Here is a 19,904-nt window from a genome sequence, read left to right on the forward strand (position 1 = left end):
TTAATAATGATTATCTTTATAATAACAAGATTATCGCAAATGTCAATATTAAAATAGTAATTATTCCTGTTTTATGAATCTAATTATTGTTAGGCTATTGAACATAAAAATAGCCAGCCTAAAGAGGCTGGCTAGGAAATTAGCTTAATTTGTCGAAGATTCGAAGGTCATAATGCTTTGAATACAAATCATCTAAACTATCTATTTCTATTGAATCACTTATCAATAATCTATCAAAAGAATAATTGTAGTGATTGTTATTGTAATCGTGGTAACTCATGTAGGCGAAGGCTTCAATAAGCGTAGCGTTTGGTTTGTAGATGTTTGCAATGCTGATTATATCCCTGTTGGTTAGATAAAGGCCATTGTTGAGTGAATAAAACCTGATAGAAATAATAGGATGATCGGCAGTGCTGCTTTCGTGGAAAGTGGCAGTCATTTTTACAGACCCATCTATTCCCCCACTGATAACGCAGCTTCCTAATTCTTCTGCGGTAGCAGGCTGCTGTTTGATTTCGTAATTATTGTAATCATCAAAGGACATAATAGGAGTGTTTTGAGCAGCTGTGTCAGAAGACTTACTAGCATTGAATGAATCTATTGCGCTGGAAATCTTTTGCAGCTCACTAAAAAGTGTCATATTGCCGATTGTGACTGCGGTGTGCTTAGCGTATTCTGTAAGCTCTATAAAATTATATTTTTTTGATTCTGAGAAATTTGATGGCTTGATTGCATCCAAACTAGAATCCATGAAGTTAAAATCTGGATTTTGTTCTCTAGTGTAGATAAGTGCACCAAAAAAATCTGCAAAAGTGCAGTTTCTAAGATTGACCTGAGTATAATCAATATGCGAGACAGTAGGCTCTGGCTCGTTATTAAGATTCGAATTTATTTGATATGTCAGCTGAGTTCTGAACAAAATATCATTCATCATAAACATCTGTGGACCTCCCCTTGTGATACATAATAGCACATTTAGTAGTGATTGTCTATTTGAGTTACTATATTTAGTTGTTGGCGGCTCTTTTAAAATGGTTCAAAGCCTTTTTGAAAGCTTTGAATTGTGATAGAATTAGAAAAGAATTTTTTAGCGAGGAATTAAGATTGAAGGATTTAAAACATCTATATTATTTTGAAAAGCTTCTTCAGGATACATATAACGATTTGGCTAGGCAGGCTCAGGGTGAAGGCAAATATGCTATAGGTCATGTTTGTTTTCAGATTCCAGAGCCTTTATTAAATCTGCCAGGCTGCTTTTCAGTACGCCTTAGAGCTCCGCAGACCGGCTCCATTGAAATGGGAACATATTACATGAGCTCTACGCTGTGCGAAGCTTGCAGAGCATATTTGGAGAGGGCAATAGAGGGAGGATTCAATTTTTTAGATTGCATTATCGCACCTGATGCATGTGCTCAGATGAATCGTTGTGTAGAGAATATTGAAAAGCTTCACACTAGTCCAAAGGAAAACTTCTTTGTTACTTATTCAGATGTTCCTATGAAGTCTGATGAGAGTGCCCTTAGGCATTATGTTAAGCAGATGCGTATACATGTTTTAGAGCCACTTCATGAGAAGTTGGGAATAGATATTTCTGATGCAGCTTTGCGAAAGGCTGTGGAGGAACAAAATGAGATTAGTGCACTACTTACAGCAATTGGAGATTATCGTAAATGCGATAATCCAGTTATTACAGGATATGAATTTGCGGTGCTATGTCTTTCTAGCTATTGTAGTCCTAAGCACCTTATCAAGGAAAAGCTACAGGAGACATTAGAAGAGCTTAAGACAAGAGTCCCAGACGAAAAAAATCCTTACCGCATCCGGGTAGTGATGGTAGGCTCTGAAATTGATGATCCAGAGTTTATCAAGCTTGCAGAGGAATGCGGGGCACTTGTTGTTGCAGATAGATATTGCTTCGGCTCCTTACCTGGTAGACAGGTGATAGAGCTGAATGAAGAAGAGGATGCTCTCACCCAGATTTGCAGGACATATATTGAATGGGGGAAGTGTCCAAGATTTTTCAACCAGGAAAAGATTTTAGAACGCAGGGAATATGTAGATATGTTGGCCAAAGAATATCATGCTGATGGCCTTATCTATGAGCAAATCAAATTTTGCGATTATTGGGGATATGAGAGAGCGGCAGCATTTCATATTATGGATGAGGAATATGGCTGGCCTACATTATCTGTAGACAGACCTTATGCGGTTCGCTCATCAGGGCAGCTGCGAACTAGAATACAGGCCTTTGTAGAACGTGTAGAATTGAAAAAGATTAATGCTAACAAGGCAAAGCAGTGATAATTGGAAGGGAGATTTATTAAATGGGAAAAGCGCTAGGCAGCGAACCTTTAGGTAAGGTGTTATATTCCGGACATCGCCCAAGGCGCCGTAGAGAATGGAGAGGCCTTAAAGACACCTGGTATGATTACACCAGATGGCTCTACTATTTATTTACATTAGGTAAATTCATGATGAAGCCTAACAATTTTAAGGGCTTTTTCAGATATAGATGGATGAGTAATTATTTAGCGGTACCTGACTTTATGGACAGGCATACAGAAGGCTTGCGAGGAACAGCACTTCGTCTTGCTCACGAGGGTATTGGACTCATTGTTCTTGATATGACGTTGTCACTTACTGATATGTTTAAAGCAGATCCAGAAATCGGAAATGACACGGAGCTATCCAAGAAGATGGTCATCTTCGATGAAAATATGATGAGCACACTTATGGGAGGATTCCCAAATCTTAAATGGGTAAGCTACGAGGTGCCGGCAATCTATTCCAGCTCATTCATGTGTCAGAACGGAGTCATGCACTATATCGATAAGACTCATGAGTTTGGTGTGCCAACAGATGTATGCCCTATGCCGGCAGCAGAGTTAGGAGCTGCACTTGAAGATGATTTTCCATTGATTGGAGCCTGTGCAGTTCAGTGTAATACCACCTGTGACGGCTCTCTTATGGGCGGAGGCCTTATGGCACAATCAATGGGGATTCCAACATTTCAGCTTGCAGCACCTATAAGACATCGCCAGGAGAGTGTTCAGGAATATGCAGGAGAGGAAGTTCTCAACGCTATCAAATTTATCGAAGAACACACAGGCGAAAAATTCGATTGGGATTATCTCTTCAAAAACATGGCTCGTTTTAACGAGGAGACCAAGGAATTCTTAGAGTGGCTTGAAATCAACAAAAGCCCATATCCTCAGTTACTTGGCGCCACCCTTGGTTTTTACCGATATGGTGTTTACATGGCAGCAGGCGGTCGCAGCCAGTTATTCTTAGATACAGACAAAAAAATAACAGCCCTTGCCACAAAGGCATATCAGAATAAGGAAATGGCCTGCAAGGAATATCGCCATCGCGCCATCCTATGGGGCGTGCAGGCCGCGTACTATACGGCATTCCCTAACTGGCTTATGAATTGCTGGGGAATACTTCCTATCAACGATATGCTTTGCTGTGTTTCCACAGAAATGGTCAGCACCACTGACAAGCACCAGGCACTTCTTGACCTGGGCCATCTATATGAAAATATGATTATGCGTAATCGCTCTAATGGAGGCTACGAAACTGGAGTTGAAGATTTGTTTAGACTATGTGAGCAGATGAATGTGGATATGGTTATCATGTATGTTCACATCGGCTGCAAAGCCATGTCAGGCTATCACGGTCTCTTTGAAGAAGAAGCAAGACGCAGAGGTCTTCACTGGATTTGGGTTAACCACAACCTTATGGTACCTCTTGATGGCACCAGACGTGACATGCGTACTGAAGTCAATCGATACATGCGCACAATTATGAAAGAAGAGCCTGTAGACCCAAGCTTAGAGGAGTTTGATGATTCATTGTGCTGGTAAGATATTAAAAGATAACTGACAATTTATAAACTAAATATAAAATAATTATAAATTATTAGCACTCGTACTTGACGAGTGCTAATTTTAGGTATATAACATAATCACAACAAGGGAACAAAAGAAATCCCAAGTTGGAACTAACAACATAACAACCACTAGACTAAAAGCCTAGCGTCAATAAAAGGAGGTAAGTATTATGTTAATGCCTAGTATTTTATCAAACGATTTTATGGATGATTTCTTCTCAGTACCAAGAGTAACAGGTTTTGGTGGTTCAAGATTCGATCGTGACTTTTCACGAATGATGACAACAGATGTAAAAGAAACTGATACAGGATATCAGCTAGATATGAATCTTCCAGGATTTGCTAAAGAGGATATCAAAGCAGAGCTTAAGGATGGATACCTTACAATCAATGCAGAGTCTAACACAAGCAATGATGAGAAGGATGAGGATGGCAACTACATCAGACGTGAGCGCTACACAGGATCATGCTCAAGAAGCTTCTATGTAGGTGATGGTGTAACACAGGATGATATCCATGCAGCTTTCAAGGATGGCGTTCTTAGCCTTACAGTTCCTAAGAAAGAAGCTATTCCTGAAAAAGAAGAAACAAAATATATAGCTATCGAAGGATAACTGATATACCTTAAATCCCATGGCCAAGCGCCATGGGATTTTTTTGAATTACCACTGCAAAGTTGGAAGCGGCAAAAAGAAGAGGTAAAAAGAGCTGGGGATTACCACTGCAAGGAGGGAAGTGGCAAAAAGAAGAGGTAAAAGGAGCTGGGGATTACCACTGCAAGGAGGGAGACGGCAAAAAGAAGAGGTAAAAAGAGCTGTGAATTACCACTGCAAAGAGAGAGGCGGCAAAAAGAAGAGGTAAAAAGAGTTTGGGATTACCACTACAAGAGGGAAGCGGCAAAAAGAAGAGGTAAAAAGAGCTGGGGGTATTTAAAAATATAAATATTAAAAATAAAGTCACAAAATGTTTACGAATAGATTCTCTAAAATTGCTATTATATAACTAGGTCGCTTTTTATGTTTGAGAGGAGGACTGGTATGTATAGTAAATCATTTGATATTACTGATTCAGATGTATTAGAAAAATCTCTAGAGTATATTCGAAACACCTTGGTTTTGAAAAAAATTTCTAAATCAACAATAATCAAGACAGAGCTTCTTGCAGAAGAAACTATTGTTTTGCTAATTAAGCATGGAGTAAAAGGCGAAAAAATAACAGTTAAAATTAGTAACTTTCTTGGAGATGTAAGCATTGAGCTTAAACTAAGAGGTGAACAATTTGAACCTGATTTAAACATCGCTGATGGCTTAGATGCTAATGAAGATGCTATTAGATCAATCCTTCTAAATGCCTATGGCGAAAAGTATAAATATAGTCATAGGAATAATGTAAATAGGGTTAGAATTATTGTTGAGAAAGGGGAAAGAAATGCATTATACTTGACCCTTATAGCCATGATTCTTGGAATAGTATGTGGGTTATGCTTGACTAATTTTGTACCGACACCTGTTGAAAATGTAATCAGTACATATTTCCTTAGACCAATAAAAACAATGTTTATGAGTGCAATTCGTATTATTATTGCACCGGTCATATTCTTTTCACTGGTTTCTTGCATTTCACAGTTTAAAAGTCTTACAGATTTGGGACGAATGGCTGTGAAAGTAATGGGCGTTTATACGTTTACAACACTTGTAGCTACAGTTCTCGGTTTTGGAGTGGCAACTGTATTAAAACCAGGTGAATGGGGATTTGCATTAAATGGCGCATCTAATGTTGAAAATTTTGTCGTGGAGAACAAAACAAGAGCTTCAGTATTAGATACAATTGTGGATATAGTACCTTCAAATCTGCTAAAGCCATTTGTGGAAGCAAACACTTTGCAAATAATGTTTTTGGCAATATTAATTGGAATTGCAGTAGGTATGATAGGGGAATATTCTGCTGTTTTAAAAGAAATATTTGAGGCATGTAATTCTTTATTTTTAACAATCACCACCATAATATCAAAAGCTATTCCAATCGCTTCGTTCTGTTCAGTTGCGTTAATGATAACAGAATTAGGCGGAGGCTCGGTGAAATCTGTTTTGGCAGCGGGGGCAGTGGAAATATTTACAATAGTTTTGATGATATGCATATATGGACTGTTGATTTTATTAGTGGCTCATCTTAATCCAATCAAATTCTTTAGCAATATTAGAGAGGGAATGCTAACTAGTTTCACTCTAGCTTCAAGTTCAGCATCTATTCCTATCAATATGAGAATATGTAGGGATAAGCTTGGCATAGAGCCTAAACTATATAATTTTTCTATTCCATTAGGTGCTACTGTAAATATGGATGGTATGTGCATTTACATGACATCATTTGCAATCTTTTTTGCCAGAGCCTATGGAATTGAAATTAGCTACTCAGCAATGCTATCAAGTGTTCTAGTAATTGTATTATTATCCCTTGCATCACCAGGCGTTCCAGGTGTAGCTATATTGAATATGGGAATAGTACTCAGTCAGTTTGGAGTTCCAATCGAAGCTATAGGACTCATTTTAGTAATAAATCCAATTATAGATATGGCTGACACAGTGAACAATATAACTGGAGATTTGACTGCCACTGTACTAGTAGCAAAATCAGAGAAAATGATAGATGTAGAAAAATATAATGCATAAATTAAAATCCTATGTGACCACTTATTAAAAATATCATTAAGGTAACAATGTATGAAGAAGTTAGTAGAATATCGCAAGTGAACAAAAAAGCTAGGAGTATTAGAGGACTTGCGATATAAATATTGGAAAAATAGCAAAAATTTATCACATGAAGCTAAAGAAGCCGCAAGTTTTCGTTAGCTTGCGATAAAAATAGGTGATTTCTGGAAAAAATGTATCACAAAAAGTCTAGCAGGCCGTGTATCGTCATTGGCTTGCGATAATCTAAATCTATATAAGGTGAGTAAAGGATATATTGAATCAGATTTTTTGACGGAAATTCTAAAATAATTATAAATTATTAGCACTCTCTATTGATGAGTGCTAATTTTTATGCTAAAACATAATTAGCAGATGTGAGACCCTCATCAGTCACCTGCGGTGACAGCTTCTCCCAAAGGGAGAAGCCTTTTGGTGGGAGAAAGGAGAAGATTTATGAATATCCAGAAATTTACACAGAAATCAATAGAAGCCATAAATGGCTGTGAAAAGATAGCAATGGAGTATGGTAATCAGGAGTTGGAGCAGGAGCATCTTTTGATGGCGCTGATGCGTCAGGAAAATGGCCTGATTCCTTCATTGATTAGCAAGATGAATATCGATACTGCGCAATTCGTAAATGCGATAGACGCTGCTCTTAATGCCAGAGTAAAGGTACAGGGAGGTGACCTTCGTGTTGGGCAGCATCTGAACTATGTGCTTACATATGCTGAGGATGAAGCCAAGGCAATGCGTGACAGTTACGTATCTGTTGAGCATCTAATGCTTGCAATGATTAAAAAGCCAAGCACTCCTATAAAAAATATATTTAAGAGCTTTGGTATCACTAGGGATGCATTCCTTGCAGTACTTGCTACAGTCAGAGGTAATCAAACCGTAAATACGGATAATCCTGAGGCTACCTACGATACACTTGAAAAATATGGTTATGATCTGGTGGAACGTGCCCGTGATAACAAGCTGGACCCAGTTATCGGTCGTGATGAGGAAATCAGAAATGTAATCCGAATTCTTAGCCGAAAGACTAAAAACAATCCAGTACTTATTGGTGAGCCTGGTGTTGGTAAAACAGCAGTAGTAGAGGGATTGGCACAGCGTATTGTCAGGGGCGATGTGCCAGATGCACTTAAGAATAAAAAGGTATTTTCACTTGAAATCGGTTCAATGATTGCCGGTGCAAAATACCAGGGTGAATTCGAGGAGAGATTAAAGGCTGTCCTTGATGAAATTAAAAATTCAGATGGTGAAATTATTCTTTTCATTGATGAGCTTCATACTATCATCGGTGCAGGTAAAAATGGCAGCGGTGGCCTAGATGCAGGTAACATGCTAAAGCCAATGCTTGCCCGTGGTGAGCTTCACTGTATCGGTGCCACAACACTTGATGAATACAGAGAATACATTGAAAAGGATGCTGCACTTGAGCGTCGTTTCCAGCCTGTAATGGTAGATGAGCCTACAGTAGAAGACACTATTTCAATCCTACGTGGACTTAAGGAACGCTACGAGGTATTCCATGGAGTAAAGATTACAGACGGTGCCTTGGTATCCGCAGCCACACTTTCAAACAGATATATATCAGATAGATTCCTTCCAGATAAGGCAATCGACCTTGTTGATGAGGCCTGCGCGCTTATTAAGACAGAGCTTGATTCAATGCCAGCAGAGCTTGATGAAATGAATAGACGTGTTATGCAGCTTGAAATTGAAGAGGCTGCTCTTAAAAAGGAAACAGACAAGCTTTCTCAGGATAGACTTGCAGATCTTCAGAAGGAACTCTCAGAACTTAGAGATGAGTACAACACAAAGAAGGCTGCATGGGATAACGAGAAAAAGCTTGTTGAGGATGTTACAAAAATTCGTGAGGAATTAGATGACGTTCAAGGCCAAATCAAAATTGCCCAGCAAAAGTACGACCTTGAAGAAGCAGCAAAGCTACAGTACGGCAGATTGCCGGAACTCCAGGCCAACTTGGAAGCAGCAGAAGAAAAGTTAAAAGCAAGAGAAGCAAATCTGGTTCATGAGAATGTTTCTGAGGATGAGATTGCAAGAATAATTTCAAGATGGACAGGCATTCCTGTAGCAAAGCTTAATGAGAGTGAGCGCAGCAAGACACTTCATCTTGATGAGGAATTGCACAAGAGAGTAATGGGTCAGGATGATGCTGTAAAGCTTGTATCAGAAGCTATCATCCGTTCAAAGGCTGGTATCAAGGATCCAAGCAAGCCTATCGGTTCATTCCTATTCTTAGGACCAACTGGTGTAGGTAAGACAGAACTTGCAAAGACACTTGCCCAGGCACTTTTTGATGATGAAAATGCTATGGTTCGTCTTGATATGTCGGAGTACATGGAAAAGTTTAGCGTGAGCCGTCTTATCGGAGCACCTCCAGGATATGTTGGCTATGATGAGGGCGGCCAATTGACAGAAGCCGTGAGACGTAAGCCATATTCAGTTGTACTTTTTGATGAGGTTGAAAAGGCTCATCCAGATGTATTTAACGTACTTTTACAGGTGCTTGATGATGGTCGAATTACTGATTCTCAGGGACGTACAGTAGATTTCAAAAACACAATCATTATCATGACCTCAAACCTTGGTTCACAGTATCTACTTGAAGGTATTGACGAAACAACCGGCGAGATCACCGACGCGACAAATGAAATGGTAATGAATGAGCTTAGAAATTCCTTCCGCCCAGAGTTCCTTAACAGACTTGATGAAATCATTATGTTCAAGCCTCTTACAAAGGATAATATCGGTGGAATCGTAGACCTCATCATGGAGGAATTAAACGAAAGACTTGCAGACAGACAGCTTAGGATTGAACTCACACCTGCAGCTAAACAATTTGTGATAGATGCAGGTTATGATCCAGTTTATGGCGCCCGTCCACTAAGAAGATATATTCAAAAGAATGTAGAAACTATGGCGGCTAAGATTATTCTTGGCGGAGATATACATGAAGGCTCAGCCATCATTATTGATTCCGATGGAGAAAAACTCTTAGCAAAAAATGGTTAGTGTTTTGTAGAATCTCTAAACATAATATCAGTTTCAATATAAGTTCTCTTATAAGGAACTAAAGGATTAGACATCCTAGATAGCAGCAGCTCTGCGGCAATATAGCCCATGGAGCTGCTGTGTATTTTTATAGTAGTAAGACTTGGCTCCATAAGTGTTGATTCAGGTGCGTCATCAAATCCGCATATACGAACATCCTTTGGTGCCTTTTTACCAAGAACACGTAGCGCTTTTACCATTGCCATAGCAAGGTAATCGTTGGCGCAGAAGAATAAATCTGGCATATATGGAAGCGCTGCAATCTGCTGGCTGAGCCAGGTGGTATCGCCATATGGATTGCTATCATCTGCTAAAATACTGCAGGAAACATCAAGTGGAATGTTCCTGTCTGCCAGAACAGAAACATATGCCTGCCATCTTTCATAGAAGGACTGGCAGTGATATCTGTCTCCCACAAATGAAATTCTTTTATTTCCCTGTTCGATTAGGGTATCAAGCATGTGGTATACGCTTGATAAATTTTCCATATAAAGAACATCTGCTGACAAAGTGCATCTTTGGCTAAGAGGTGTGTCTACAAATAATAATGGAATATTAGTATCACATAAAAATTCGCAATATCTTTCTGAGAACATCTCCATACAAAGAATACCAGCAATATTATCAATATTGATGTTGGTAGGAAAACAAAGATTATTAATCTCGTAGTCTCGAATTATATTAATAGATAGCTTGTAGCCCAAAGAATCAATTTTGTGCTGGAAGGCTTCTAATAGTTTGTTACCAGAGTGAGAGTTGCCAGGAAACGCCTGAGTGAATAAAGCGATTTCTGTTTTATCAAGGGCTTGAGGCAAATCGTTTACTGTGTTTGTGCTGGATGGTGCAGGTGCAACAATCCCAGCCATGTTAAACTGCTTGTAACCCATTGATATTGCGGTTTGACATATTTTATTTCGTGTTTCAGCTGAAACATTACCTGTATTATTTAATGCACGAGATACAGTGTTTCTAGAAATACCTAGTGTATCTGCAATTTCTTGTAAAGTGACTCTTTTTCCCATTGTTATCTCCTAGTTTAATCTAGAATAATCATACTTGATGTATATCAATGTGTCAATTGTAACATTGGCCCATGTTAAGATGTAACAAATTTAACAAAATGATGTATGGATTTAATCACATTTTCACAAAAATATAGTGCAAATGTGAAAATACATTGATTTAATTGTAACATGAATGTAAACTAGATGTTGCAATAAATGGTGCAAATGTACCTTGTAGGAGGATGTATGAAAAAAGGACTATTACTATTACTTGTTGGAGCAGTTGGTCTCAATGCTATTGGTTGCGGCTCAAGCGCTGTAGTGGAAGAACAAAGTAATGAAAAATACATAGGAGAGGACATGACAAATTATAGCTTGTATCCTGCTTCTATAGAGGGATTTGTTGGTGATACAATGCCTTATTTTGAAGATGGCACAATGAATGTTTTCTATTTGGCAGATCAGCGAAATGGCAAACAGGGATATCACCCATGGGGCTTAATTCAGACAAAGGATTTTGTAAATTATGATGATTCCGGCGTGGTTATCAATTATGGAGAAACCGTCGAAAGCCAGGATATTGCCCTTGGAACAGGAAGCGTAATCAAAGATAAGGATGGTGTCTATCACGCATTCTACACAGGTCACAATGATACATTCTCGCCTAAAGAGGCTGTCATGCATGCCACTAGTAATGATATGAAGTCTTGGACCAAGATTCCTGAGGATACCTTTACTAGTACGGGCAATTATTCAACTAATGATTTTAGAGATCCTTATGTTTACTACAGTGATGAGGATAAGTGCTACGAAATGCTTGTAACTACAAGACATGAAAACATGGGCGTTATCGTTAGGTACTCATCTAAAGATCTTAGCAAATGGAATGACGAAGGCGTATTTTTCGAAAATGATATGGGTTCAGATTCCAATATGGAGTGCCCATCATTACTTCAGTATAAAGGAAAATATTATTTGGCATTTTCTGACCAGTGGCCATACAGAGAAGTTCACTATAGAATAGCTGATTCAATAAACGGACCTTTTGAAAAAACTGATGTAGATATTTTCGATGGCAATGGATTTTATGCAGGCCGCTTAGAGACAGACGGTGACAACCTTTATGTTGTGGGCTGGAATGGTACAAAGAAGAATCACATGGACACAGACGAGTACGATTGGGGCGGTAACATGGTGATTCATCAGCTTGCTCAAAAGAAGGATGGCACACTGGTACCTATCGTAAATACGAATATTGAAAACACACTAAATAATGAAATAAAGATTAGTCCTGTTAAGCTTACAGAATCAGCTAAGGCTGATGAGAATAAAGTGGAGTTCAGTGGTAATCAATACGAGATGGCTGGCTACAACAATATTATGGGCAGCTACCTACTTAAAACTACTGTTAAGAATTTTGATGAGAATAGTATGTTTGGATTCTGCTTTAACACAAATGTGGATAGTGTTGGAAATCTAAACATTGTCTTCAATGGACCAAATAAAAGAATTGAATTTTACAATTGCAGCAACATAATGGAAGCAACAGCCCAGTCATACATTGATTTTGACTTAAAGGACGAGGATGAATTGAATATTTCAATTGTAATCTCAGACGGTGTTGTTGTTATGTATGTTAATGATGAAATGGCATTTACAACACGTATGTATTTATCGCAGGGCATGGATTTTGGTGTTTTTAGCATAAATTCAGATGTGGTGTTTGATGATATTAAGTTATACAAGTAGGAGGGGAAGATGTTTAGGAAAGTATTGGATGCGGTACTTAAGCACAAAGCAGTTGCTGGCATTTCAACTGCAGTTACAGTAGCTTGTATCGCAGGTGCGGTTGTGTTTTTAACGAAAGGGCCAATTACAATCAAAGATGAATTGGTAGCTTTGGCAGCAGGGTGGCCAAATTCATTTTCGACAGATGATTATGTTGAGCCCAAATTTGTAGATGATCCAAACAGAACAAATAATGCATTTAACGTTGCTGATTTTGGTGAGCAGGGAACAAATGGCTGGTTCTATAGATATGGTTCATATATGGATCCGGTAAAGTCCAAGAGAATGGAAAACTTTGATGGAGAAAAGTATTCTCAGCTTGGAGAAAGCGGACTTGAAATCAAATCCAACTTTATCCATACATCAGAAGGTACAGCACCGATTTTAGAGTGGCGCGCCGCTGATAAGGGTAAGGTAAATATTCAATTGACTTATGTTAAAAACGTAAATAATGACCCAAACCCTGGATATCCAGATGGTGTCACAATTTATGTTTACAAAGGTGAAGAATCCATCGGTAGATATGAGGTGGATATAAGTACTGATAAGGAAGAAGTTTTGGAGGAGCAGATAAAGAATTTATCTGTTGAAGAGCTGGAAAGCATTTACTTCATCGTTGATCCAAATATGAATAATGCTTACGATGGTGGATCCCTTTATGTAGCAATCAACGATGTTAATGCCAAGGGGCCAACAGCGAAAAAGGATACTTCAAGAGTAGATAACAACGCTTGTCTTATTGATGATTTTGGCGCACAGGGAACAAATGGATGGACATATATGTGCGGCAAAAATCTTAAGGATGCGAAGCTTGTTTCTACAGAAAAGAATGGAGAGTACATGAATGTTACTTCTCCTAATCTGACAATGAGCAAAACATTCGTACATCCAGCTATTAATGACAAAGCCATTATTTGTTGGGAGCCAGCAGTTGATGGAAAAATTGAGCTGAGAGGAAAGTACACAAAGTTTGAGCAGAACGATGGAAATCCTGATTGGCCGGATGGAGTAATTGTAGGCGTTTATAAAAACGGAGAAGAGCTGTTTAAAAAGAAGGTTGCCGCTCCTAAAAAGGGAGAAAATACTGTAAAGTTTAGACAGAAAGATTTAGAAGTAACAGCAGCGGATAAATTGTATTTTGTTGTGGATGCAGGAGGTAATTCTTCATACGATGGTGGATATTTTGATATAAATATCATCGACAGAACAGGTGCAACCACAGAAGCAGATGTTGTAATAGATGAAACTGAAACAAGACAGAATTTTGCAGACGTAAAGTATGATTTTGGAGAGCAGGGCAAAAACGGATGGTTCTACCAGGATGGCTTTGAGGATGAACCAACAGGCTCATACAACATGCAGAATTTTGAAAAGGATGAAGAGCGATTCTTCGATAACTATCTAGAGATAAAGCGTGATTTTGTAAATCCAGGAAGTGGCAAATCTGCAGTTATTAAATGGAAGGTTGCACAGTCTGGTGATATAAAGATTGATGCTTCATATACAAAGTTTAAAAACGAGGATAAGAATCCTTCATGGCCAGATGGTACAAGAGTAACTATTTACCACAATGATGAAATTCTAATCCAAGAAGATTTTGAAGCTAACACAAAAGAAGAAATAACAAAGCGTCTTGATGTAGCAAAGGTAACTGTTGCAAAAGATGATTTCATCACTATGGTTGTTAATCCAAAGGAAAACAATGCATATGATGGTGGTAAATACGAATTTTCTATCAAAGGTCTGACACCTCTTACAGGTAAGACTCATAAGGATGTTACATACTTTGGTGGAGAGCGTACAAACAATGCATCTATTCAGGATGACTTTGGCAAGCAGGGAGTCAATGGCTGGGTATTCCAGTCTGGATATTATTCAAAGCCTAGCTTTGCAGTGAACCTTGAAACATATAAGGACAATGATAAATACACAACAATTGATGGTGTAGAAATAAAGCGTGATTATATCATCCCTGGCAACAAGGGCCGTTCTGCAAATGTAAAATGGGTTGCAGCTGAGACTGGCTGTGTTGATTTGATGGTAGATTATACTAAGCTTAAAAACGAGGATAAGAACCCTGAGTGGCCAGATGGCGTTACTGTATACCTTATGAAGAATGATGAGGTATTGAAGAAAGAAGATTTTGCACCTCTCGTAGATAAAGAGGTTACAAAAGATTTATCAGTGGAAGGTGTTAGTGTTAAGCAGGGCGACTGCATCACTCTTCTTGTTGATGGTAAGGATAATACTGCTTATGATGGCGGTAATTATACATTTGTAATTGAAGACGCTGATTTAAAGACCATGAAAATGGAAAATAACAGTGGCGAAAATTACGCAAACCTTGCACTTGATTTTGGCGAGCAGGGTAGCAACGGATGGTATTATTGCGAAGGCCGTGGCATTGATAAATATGAGATGCTCAGCAAGAAGACATCTGACGGTTCAGGCTACACATCTAGAAAGCTTAAGAATCTGGAAATTAAAAAAGACTTTATTCAGCCAAGATTAAATGCGCATGCAATGTATAAGTGGGTTGTTGCAAAGGATGGACAGATTAACGTAACAGGTGATTACACAAAATTTGGAAATGAAGACCCAAATATGGATTGGCCAGATGGCTGTACAGTGGGAATCTATTTAAATGATGAGCAGCTTTATGGCGAGACCTGTACATGTCCTCGTGGAGAGAATAACACCACTGTTAAGGATATCAACATTACAAAGCTCAAAGTTAAGAAGGGCGACATATTAACATTTGATGTTGGTTGCAATAAAAACAATGCTTGGGATGGTGGTCGATTTAGCATTGATATTGAAGATACTGAAGGCTTAAAAGTAGGTGTTGGTAGTGAAAAGAGAAGTAACAATACAGTATTAGGCACTATCGATTCTATGAAGCAGGGTACAGATGGATGGTGGTTCCTTGAAGGAAAAGATTTATCAAGTGCCAAAGTTCTTCATTATATGAACGAAGACAAGACTGCATATATCTCAAGCAAAAACGAAGGCCTTGAAATCAAAAAAGATTATGTACATCCAGGCAAAGATGCTGCCGCAATTTATCAGTGGGTAGCATATTCAGATGGCAAGATAGATATTCTGGGAGACTATGTAAAATTCGGTCAGACAGATGAAGACCCTAGCCATCCAGATGGTGTAAAGGTACAGATTTACATAAATGATAAGCTACTTGGTGAAGAAAATGTTGATGTATTACAGGGCGATGGCAATGATAATATGATTGACTTCATGTACACAAAGCAGAGCATACATAGAGGCGATAAAGTATCATTTATGATTCATGCAAAGGATAACAATGCATTTGATGCAGGTAAGTTATCAGTCAGCATATATGAAGCAAATGAAGGCTCATCTTCAAGAACAAATAAAACAAATCTTGCAAAGAAATTCGGCGAGCAGGGCTCTGACGGATGGTATTACGGAATGTGTGATTGGGATGGTAAGAACTTCGAATTGCTTGAATATGATGAGGAAAACGAAAGATACTATAACAATGGCAAGCCAGAGCTTAAGAAGGACTATGTAGAGCCTGGTAACGGCAAAAATGCAGCTTATAAGTGGGTTGCAGCAGAGACAGGAAAGATTAAGATTTCAGGTAAATATACAAAGTTTGATAACAGCGCAGATCCAAATGCCGACGGCGTAGTAATCAGAATATTTATAAACGGTGAAGAAAAGGCATTTATTGGAGTTACTGGAAATCATTCAGGCGATGTTGTAGAGAATATCTCAAGAGAATATGTTGTGCACGAAGGTGATGAAATCGTATTTGCGGTAAATCCTGAAGGCAATGACAGCTATGATGGCGGAAGACTTGAGATAAAGATTTCTGATTCGGAAGATGAAGATGCTGACGAGGAAGAGGAGGAAGAAAAGAAAGATGATCCTGCTACTTCCGAGGAAGAGAAGTCTAAAGAAGATGATTCAGAAGATAATCCAGATGATGATGCAGATGATGATTCGGACGACGATTCTGATGACAGAACAAACAACACTAATTTAGCCAGTGCATTTGGCGAGCAGGGTTCTGATGGTTGGTACTATGGAACCTGTGAATGGAATGGTAAAGACTTTAGCCAGTTATCATATGATTCTGGCGAGGGCAGATACTATAACAGCGGTAAGCCAGAGCTTAAGAGAGACTTTGTAGAGCCAGGTAATGGCAAAAATGCAGCATACAAATGGGTTGCAGCTAAAAGTGGAACTATTCATGTGACAGGAACATATACAAAGTTTGCTAATAGCAATGATCCTGATGCAAATGGAACCTGTATGAGAATCTTCTTAAATGGAGATGAGAAGAAGTGGCTTGGAACACAAGGTAAATTCGAAGAAGAACAGGAAGTAAGTTTTGATGAAACTTATGAAGTTAAAAAGGGAGATGTAATTATATTCGCCATTGACCCAGACGGAAATGACGCATGGGACGGTGGAAGACTGAGTGTAGATATTGAATCAGTCGATTAAAGAAAGGTATTCTAAAACCTCTGGGGAAATATCCTCAGAGGAGACGATACCAAGATATACAGGCTCGGTAAATCCTGCATGATTAAATAGGCTAGAGTAAGATAAATCGATGGCAAAAGGAACGCCTGATTTATCGTATAAAAAATAAGGCTCTAATCTGTTTAAGAGTGCAGGATTATTTTTTGCTAAATAATCATTGATGTTACAGAGATATTCGCTGGAATTGGCCATATTTATACCGTATGAATCAGCAACTATAATATCAAGATTGCCGGCACTGATAGCAGACATTAATTTTACGGAAGATGCGTAGGCATACTGGAAATCGTCCCCAGATGGATCTTCTGTAATAAGCATATCGGTATAATTAGAGATAGAAAGACCGGTTGCATCGTCTATAGAAGTAAGAAGTTCGTCTGTTGTCACTATGTTGATATAGGCAACATACAAATCTACGGCCTTGTTTTTTAGAATAGTAGATGTGATAGAAAAAATAATACAAATAATAGCTGCAGTGGCTATTATGTGGATTTTGTAGTAATCCCATATGTACTGCAGCTTTTGTTTGTTGTCTAATTGTTTAAATTTTGATGTTTCTTTTTTCATTGCTTTGTTTCTTAGATTTATTTCTGAATATCAGTTGATTCCCTGTAGATAAGGTTGGTTTCAGTATAAACAGTTCTGTAGTTTAAATCAGGCTGTTCAATGCGCGATAGCAGCAGATTGGCTGCTGTATATCCCATAGCCTGAGAATGGATATGACAAGTGGTAAGAGCTGGTGTCATTACTTTTGATTCAGCAGAATCGTCAAAACCACATATCATTATATCTTCAGGATATGATTTGTTCATTATCTTAAGGCAATTTACTATATCGATTGCCACGAAGTCGTTTGCACATATTAAAAGCTCAGGCAATTCTTCCATTTGTGAAAAGGTTTGAAATAGACTTGAAAAGTATTCAGTACCATGAGGGTGAATAGCATTCAGACAAAATCTTTCATCAATTGGAAGCCCATTTAAATACATAGCATTTCTGAATGCCATATATCTTTCGAAGAAAGAACGGCAGTGATTTGATTCGCCTACAAAACCGATTTTTGTAATTCCTTTTTCCTTCATATTGGAAATGAGATTGAATATACCTGCTGAATTATCCATTAAAAGTAAATCGCCGGCTAATTGATTGCTGAAGCTTGTAACAGGACCATCCACATATAAAACAGGAAGTGAAAGCTTTCCCAGCATATCACAATAAGCCTGATCAAACATTTCTACGCAAATAATTCCAACGGTGCGCTCAGGACTAAAGCTAGGTGGGAAACTAAGATTTGCAATGTTATCAGGGGTGACCCTGTGCATTGTCATGCTGTATCCCAAGTGTGCGATCTCGTGCTGGAATTTATCGAGCATTGTTGAAGCAAAGTGAGAGTTATCAAGGAAGTTACCTATAAATAATGCAAACTCTCCTGTGCGAAGTGGTGTAGGTTGAACTGGTGTATTTCCTATAATATCGGAAACGGAATTTGCATAGGAAAACTGCTTGTACCCCATTTCTACAGCTTTCGCTAAAACCTTTTCTCTGGTGGCATCAGCTAAAATGCCAGTATTATTGATAGCCTTTGATACTGTATTTCTAGAAACCCCTAATGCATCGGCTATGTCTTGGATTGTAACTTTATTTGCCATATTATTCTCCTAAATATATAAATGTAATTATACAGTATGACTTTTTGCTGATTCAACAATGAAATTATCAGCAAAACAAAAAAGTTATTCATTTGCACAATTAAATATTGAAGCATATTTTCTTTGCCATCCTAAATATTGTGCATAATCATTATAAAATGTAAAAATCATTTTGTCAAATGTAAAAATAATAAAGGAATATGTGCCAAAAACGTAAAAATATTGTTGTGATATTTTTACAAATAACCAAAAATGCATTGACACAAATGTAAAACGTGGTATAGTTTATGCATAAGGAAATTGTGCAAATGCACAATGCATTTTGCACCAAAGGAAGTGAGGAGGAATAATGGAAAAGGAAGGAAAGTTTCACAATACCTTAACGTACGTGATACATCATTGGAGATTATATTTATTCTTTTTAGGACCAGCACTTGTATTAACTATCATATTTAAGTACTTACCTATGGGTGGTATTTTGATAGCTTTTGAAAAGTACAGTCCATTTAAAGGATTCTTTGGCAGCGAGTGGGTAGGATTTGAATATTTCAAACAGTTCTTATCTTCACCGGATTTCATGGCATACCTGGTCAACACATTAAAGCTTAGTATATATGGCCTTTTGTGGGGATTCCCAGTACCAATCATCTTGGCATTACTTCTTAATAGAATAATGAGCAGCAAGATCAAGCAGAAGATTCAGTTGGTTTTATACATGCCAAACTTCATTTCAGTAATCGTTCTTTGTGGTATGGTTCGAATCCTGTTATCAGTTACTGGTCCAGTGAACATGTTGTTCCACAGCACCATCAACTTCTTAACTTTACCTGAAGCATTCAGACCAATCTACATTATAAGTGGTATCTGGCAGGGCGCAGGTTGGGCATCAATCATGTACACAGCGGCACTTGCAAATGCAAGCCAGGAATTAAAGGAAGCAGCTCAGATTGATGGAGCAAATATCTTCCAACAGATTAAAGCAGTTGAGTGGCCAGCAATCAAAGATATGGTTGTTATCCAGTTCATACTTCAGGCCGGAAATATCATGAGCATCGGTTTTGAAAAAGCATACGCTCTTCAGACAGACTTAAACCTTGGTGCTTCAGAAATCATTGCAACCTATGTCTACAAAAAAGGTTTGCTCGATGGAAACTATAGTTATTCAACAGCAGTAGGCTTGTTCAATACAGTTATCAACTTAATCCTATTAATTACTGTTAATAAGGTAGTTGAGAAAATGAACGATGGACAGGGATTGTAATCTGGGAGG

At 38.3% G+C, this 19,904-nt stretch carries 13 protein-coding genes; 9 read left to right on the plus strand and 4 right to left on the minus strand.

Translation table 11 applies throughout. From position 1 onward, the window contains the following. Positions 1–139 precede the first annotated feature (139 nt). Positions 140–940, minus strand: a complete 801-nt coding sequence (locus tag T498_RS0103720; RefSeq protein ID WP_028234761.1) for a hypothetical protein — start codon at positions 938–940, stop codon at positions 140–142. Positions 941–1,104: 164 nt separating this feature from the next. Between T498_RS0103720 and T498_RS0103725 the strand changes: the two genes are divergently transcribed. From T498_RS0103725 to clpB, 6 genes are all read left to right on the plus strand, one after another. Then, positions 1,105–2,301, plus strand: a complete 1,197-nt coding sequence (locus T498_RS0103725; protein ID WP_028234762.1) for a 2-hydroxyacyl-CoA dehydratase family protein — start codon at positions 1,105–1,107, stop codon at positions 2,299–2,301. A 23-nt stretch (positions 2,302–2,324) separates the two neighbouring features. After that, positions 2,325–3,866 (plus strand): 2-hydroxyacyl-CoA dehydratase family protein, encoded by a 1,542-nt coding sequence (locus T498_RS0103730; RefSeq protein WP_028234763.1) that lies wholly within the window; start codon positions 2,325–2,327, stop codon positions 3,864–3,866. 196 nt (positions 3,867–4,062) lie between these two features. After that, positions 4,063–4,506 (plus strand): Hsp20/alpha crystallin family protein, encoded by a 444-nt coding sequence (locus T498_RS0103735; protein ID WP_028234764.1) that lies wholly within the window; start codon positions 4,063–4,065, stop codon positions 4,504–4,506. A gap of 121 nt (positions 4,507–4,627) precedes the next feature. Beyond that, positions 4,628–4,753, plus strand: a complete 126-nt coding sequence (locus tag T498_RS17100) for a hypothetical protein (RefSeq protein ID WP_256380489.1) — start codon at positions 4,628–4,630, stop codon at positions 4,751–4,753. A 176-nt stretch (positions 4,754–4,929) separates the two neighbouring features. After that, entirely contained in the window at positions 4,930–6,561 is a 1,632-nt protein-coding gene (locus T498_RS0103745; protein WP_028234765.1) for a dicarboxylate/amino acid:cation symporter, read from the plus strand. Positions 6,562–7,035: 474 nt separating this feature from the next. After that, entirely contained in the window at positions 7,036–9,624 is a 2,589-nt protein-coding gene (gene clpB / locus T498_RS0103750) for an ATP-dependent chaperone ClpB (RefSeq protein ID WP_028234766.1), read from the plus strand. Here clpB and T498_RS0103755 read toward each other — a convergent pair. Further along, entirely contained in the window at positions 9,621–10,685 is a 1,065-nt protein-coding gene (locus tag T498_RS0103755; protein ID WP_028234767.1) for a LacI family DNA-binding transcriptional regulator, read from the minus strand. The genes clpB and T498_RS0103755 overlap by 4 nt on opposite strands. A gap of 228 nt (positions 10,686–10,913) precedes the next feature. Here T498_RS0103755 and T498_RS0103760 point away from each other — a divergent pair, with 228 nt between their 5' ends. Next, positions 10,914–12,416, plus strand: a complete 1,503-nt coding sequence (locus T498_RS0103760; protein WP_028234768.1) for a glycoside hydrolase family 32 protein — start codon at positions 10,914–10,916, stop codon at positions 12,414–12,416. Between the two features lie 9 nt (positions 12,417–12,425). Beyond that, positions 12,426–16,946, plus strand: a complete 4,521-nt coding sequence (locus T498_RS0103765; protein WP_028234769.1) for a hypothetical protein — start codon at positions 12,426–12,428, stop codon at positions 16,944–16,946. On the opposite strand, the gene T498_RS0103770 is transcribed toward T498_RS0103765, so the two are convergent. Together T498_RS0103770 and T498_RS0103775 are read right to left on the minus strand one after the other, a co-directional pair. Then, entirely contained in the window at positions 16,935–17,552 is a 618-nt protein-coding gene (locus tag T498_RS0103770; protein WP_028234770.1) for a hypothetical protein, read from the minus strand. The genes T498_RS0103765 and T498_RS0103770 overlap by 12 nt on opposite strands. Positions 17,553–17,569: 17 nt before the next feature. After that, positions 17,570–18,634, minus strand: coding sequence for a LacI family DNA-binding transcriptional regulator (locus T498_RS0103775; protein ID WP_028234771.1), 1,065 nt, complete (start codon positions 18,632–18,634; stop codon positions 17,570–17,572). A 349-nt stretch (positions 18,635–18,983) separates the two neighbouring features. On the opposite strand from T498_RS0103775, the gene T498_RS0103780 reads away from it, so the two are divergent. Then, complete coding sequence (locus T498_RS0103780; protein ID WP_051524572.1) at positions 18,984–19,895, plus strand: ABC transporter permease; 912 nt, start codon at positions 18,984–18,986, stop codon at positions 19,893–19,895. The last annotated feature ends 9 nt before the right edge of the window (positions 19,896–19,904 follow it).

Origin of the sequence: Pseudobutyrivibrio sp. MD2005, from assembly GCF_000621865.1 — a bacterium.
GTDB lineage: Bacteria > Bacillota > Clostridia > Lachnospirales > Lachnospiraceae > Pseudobutyrivibrio.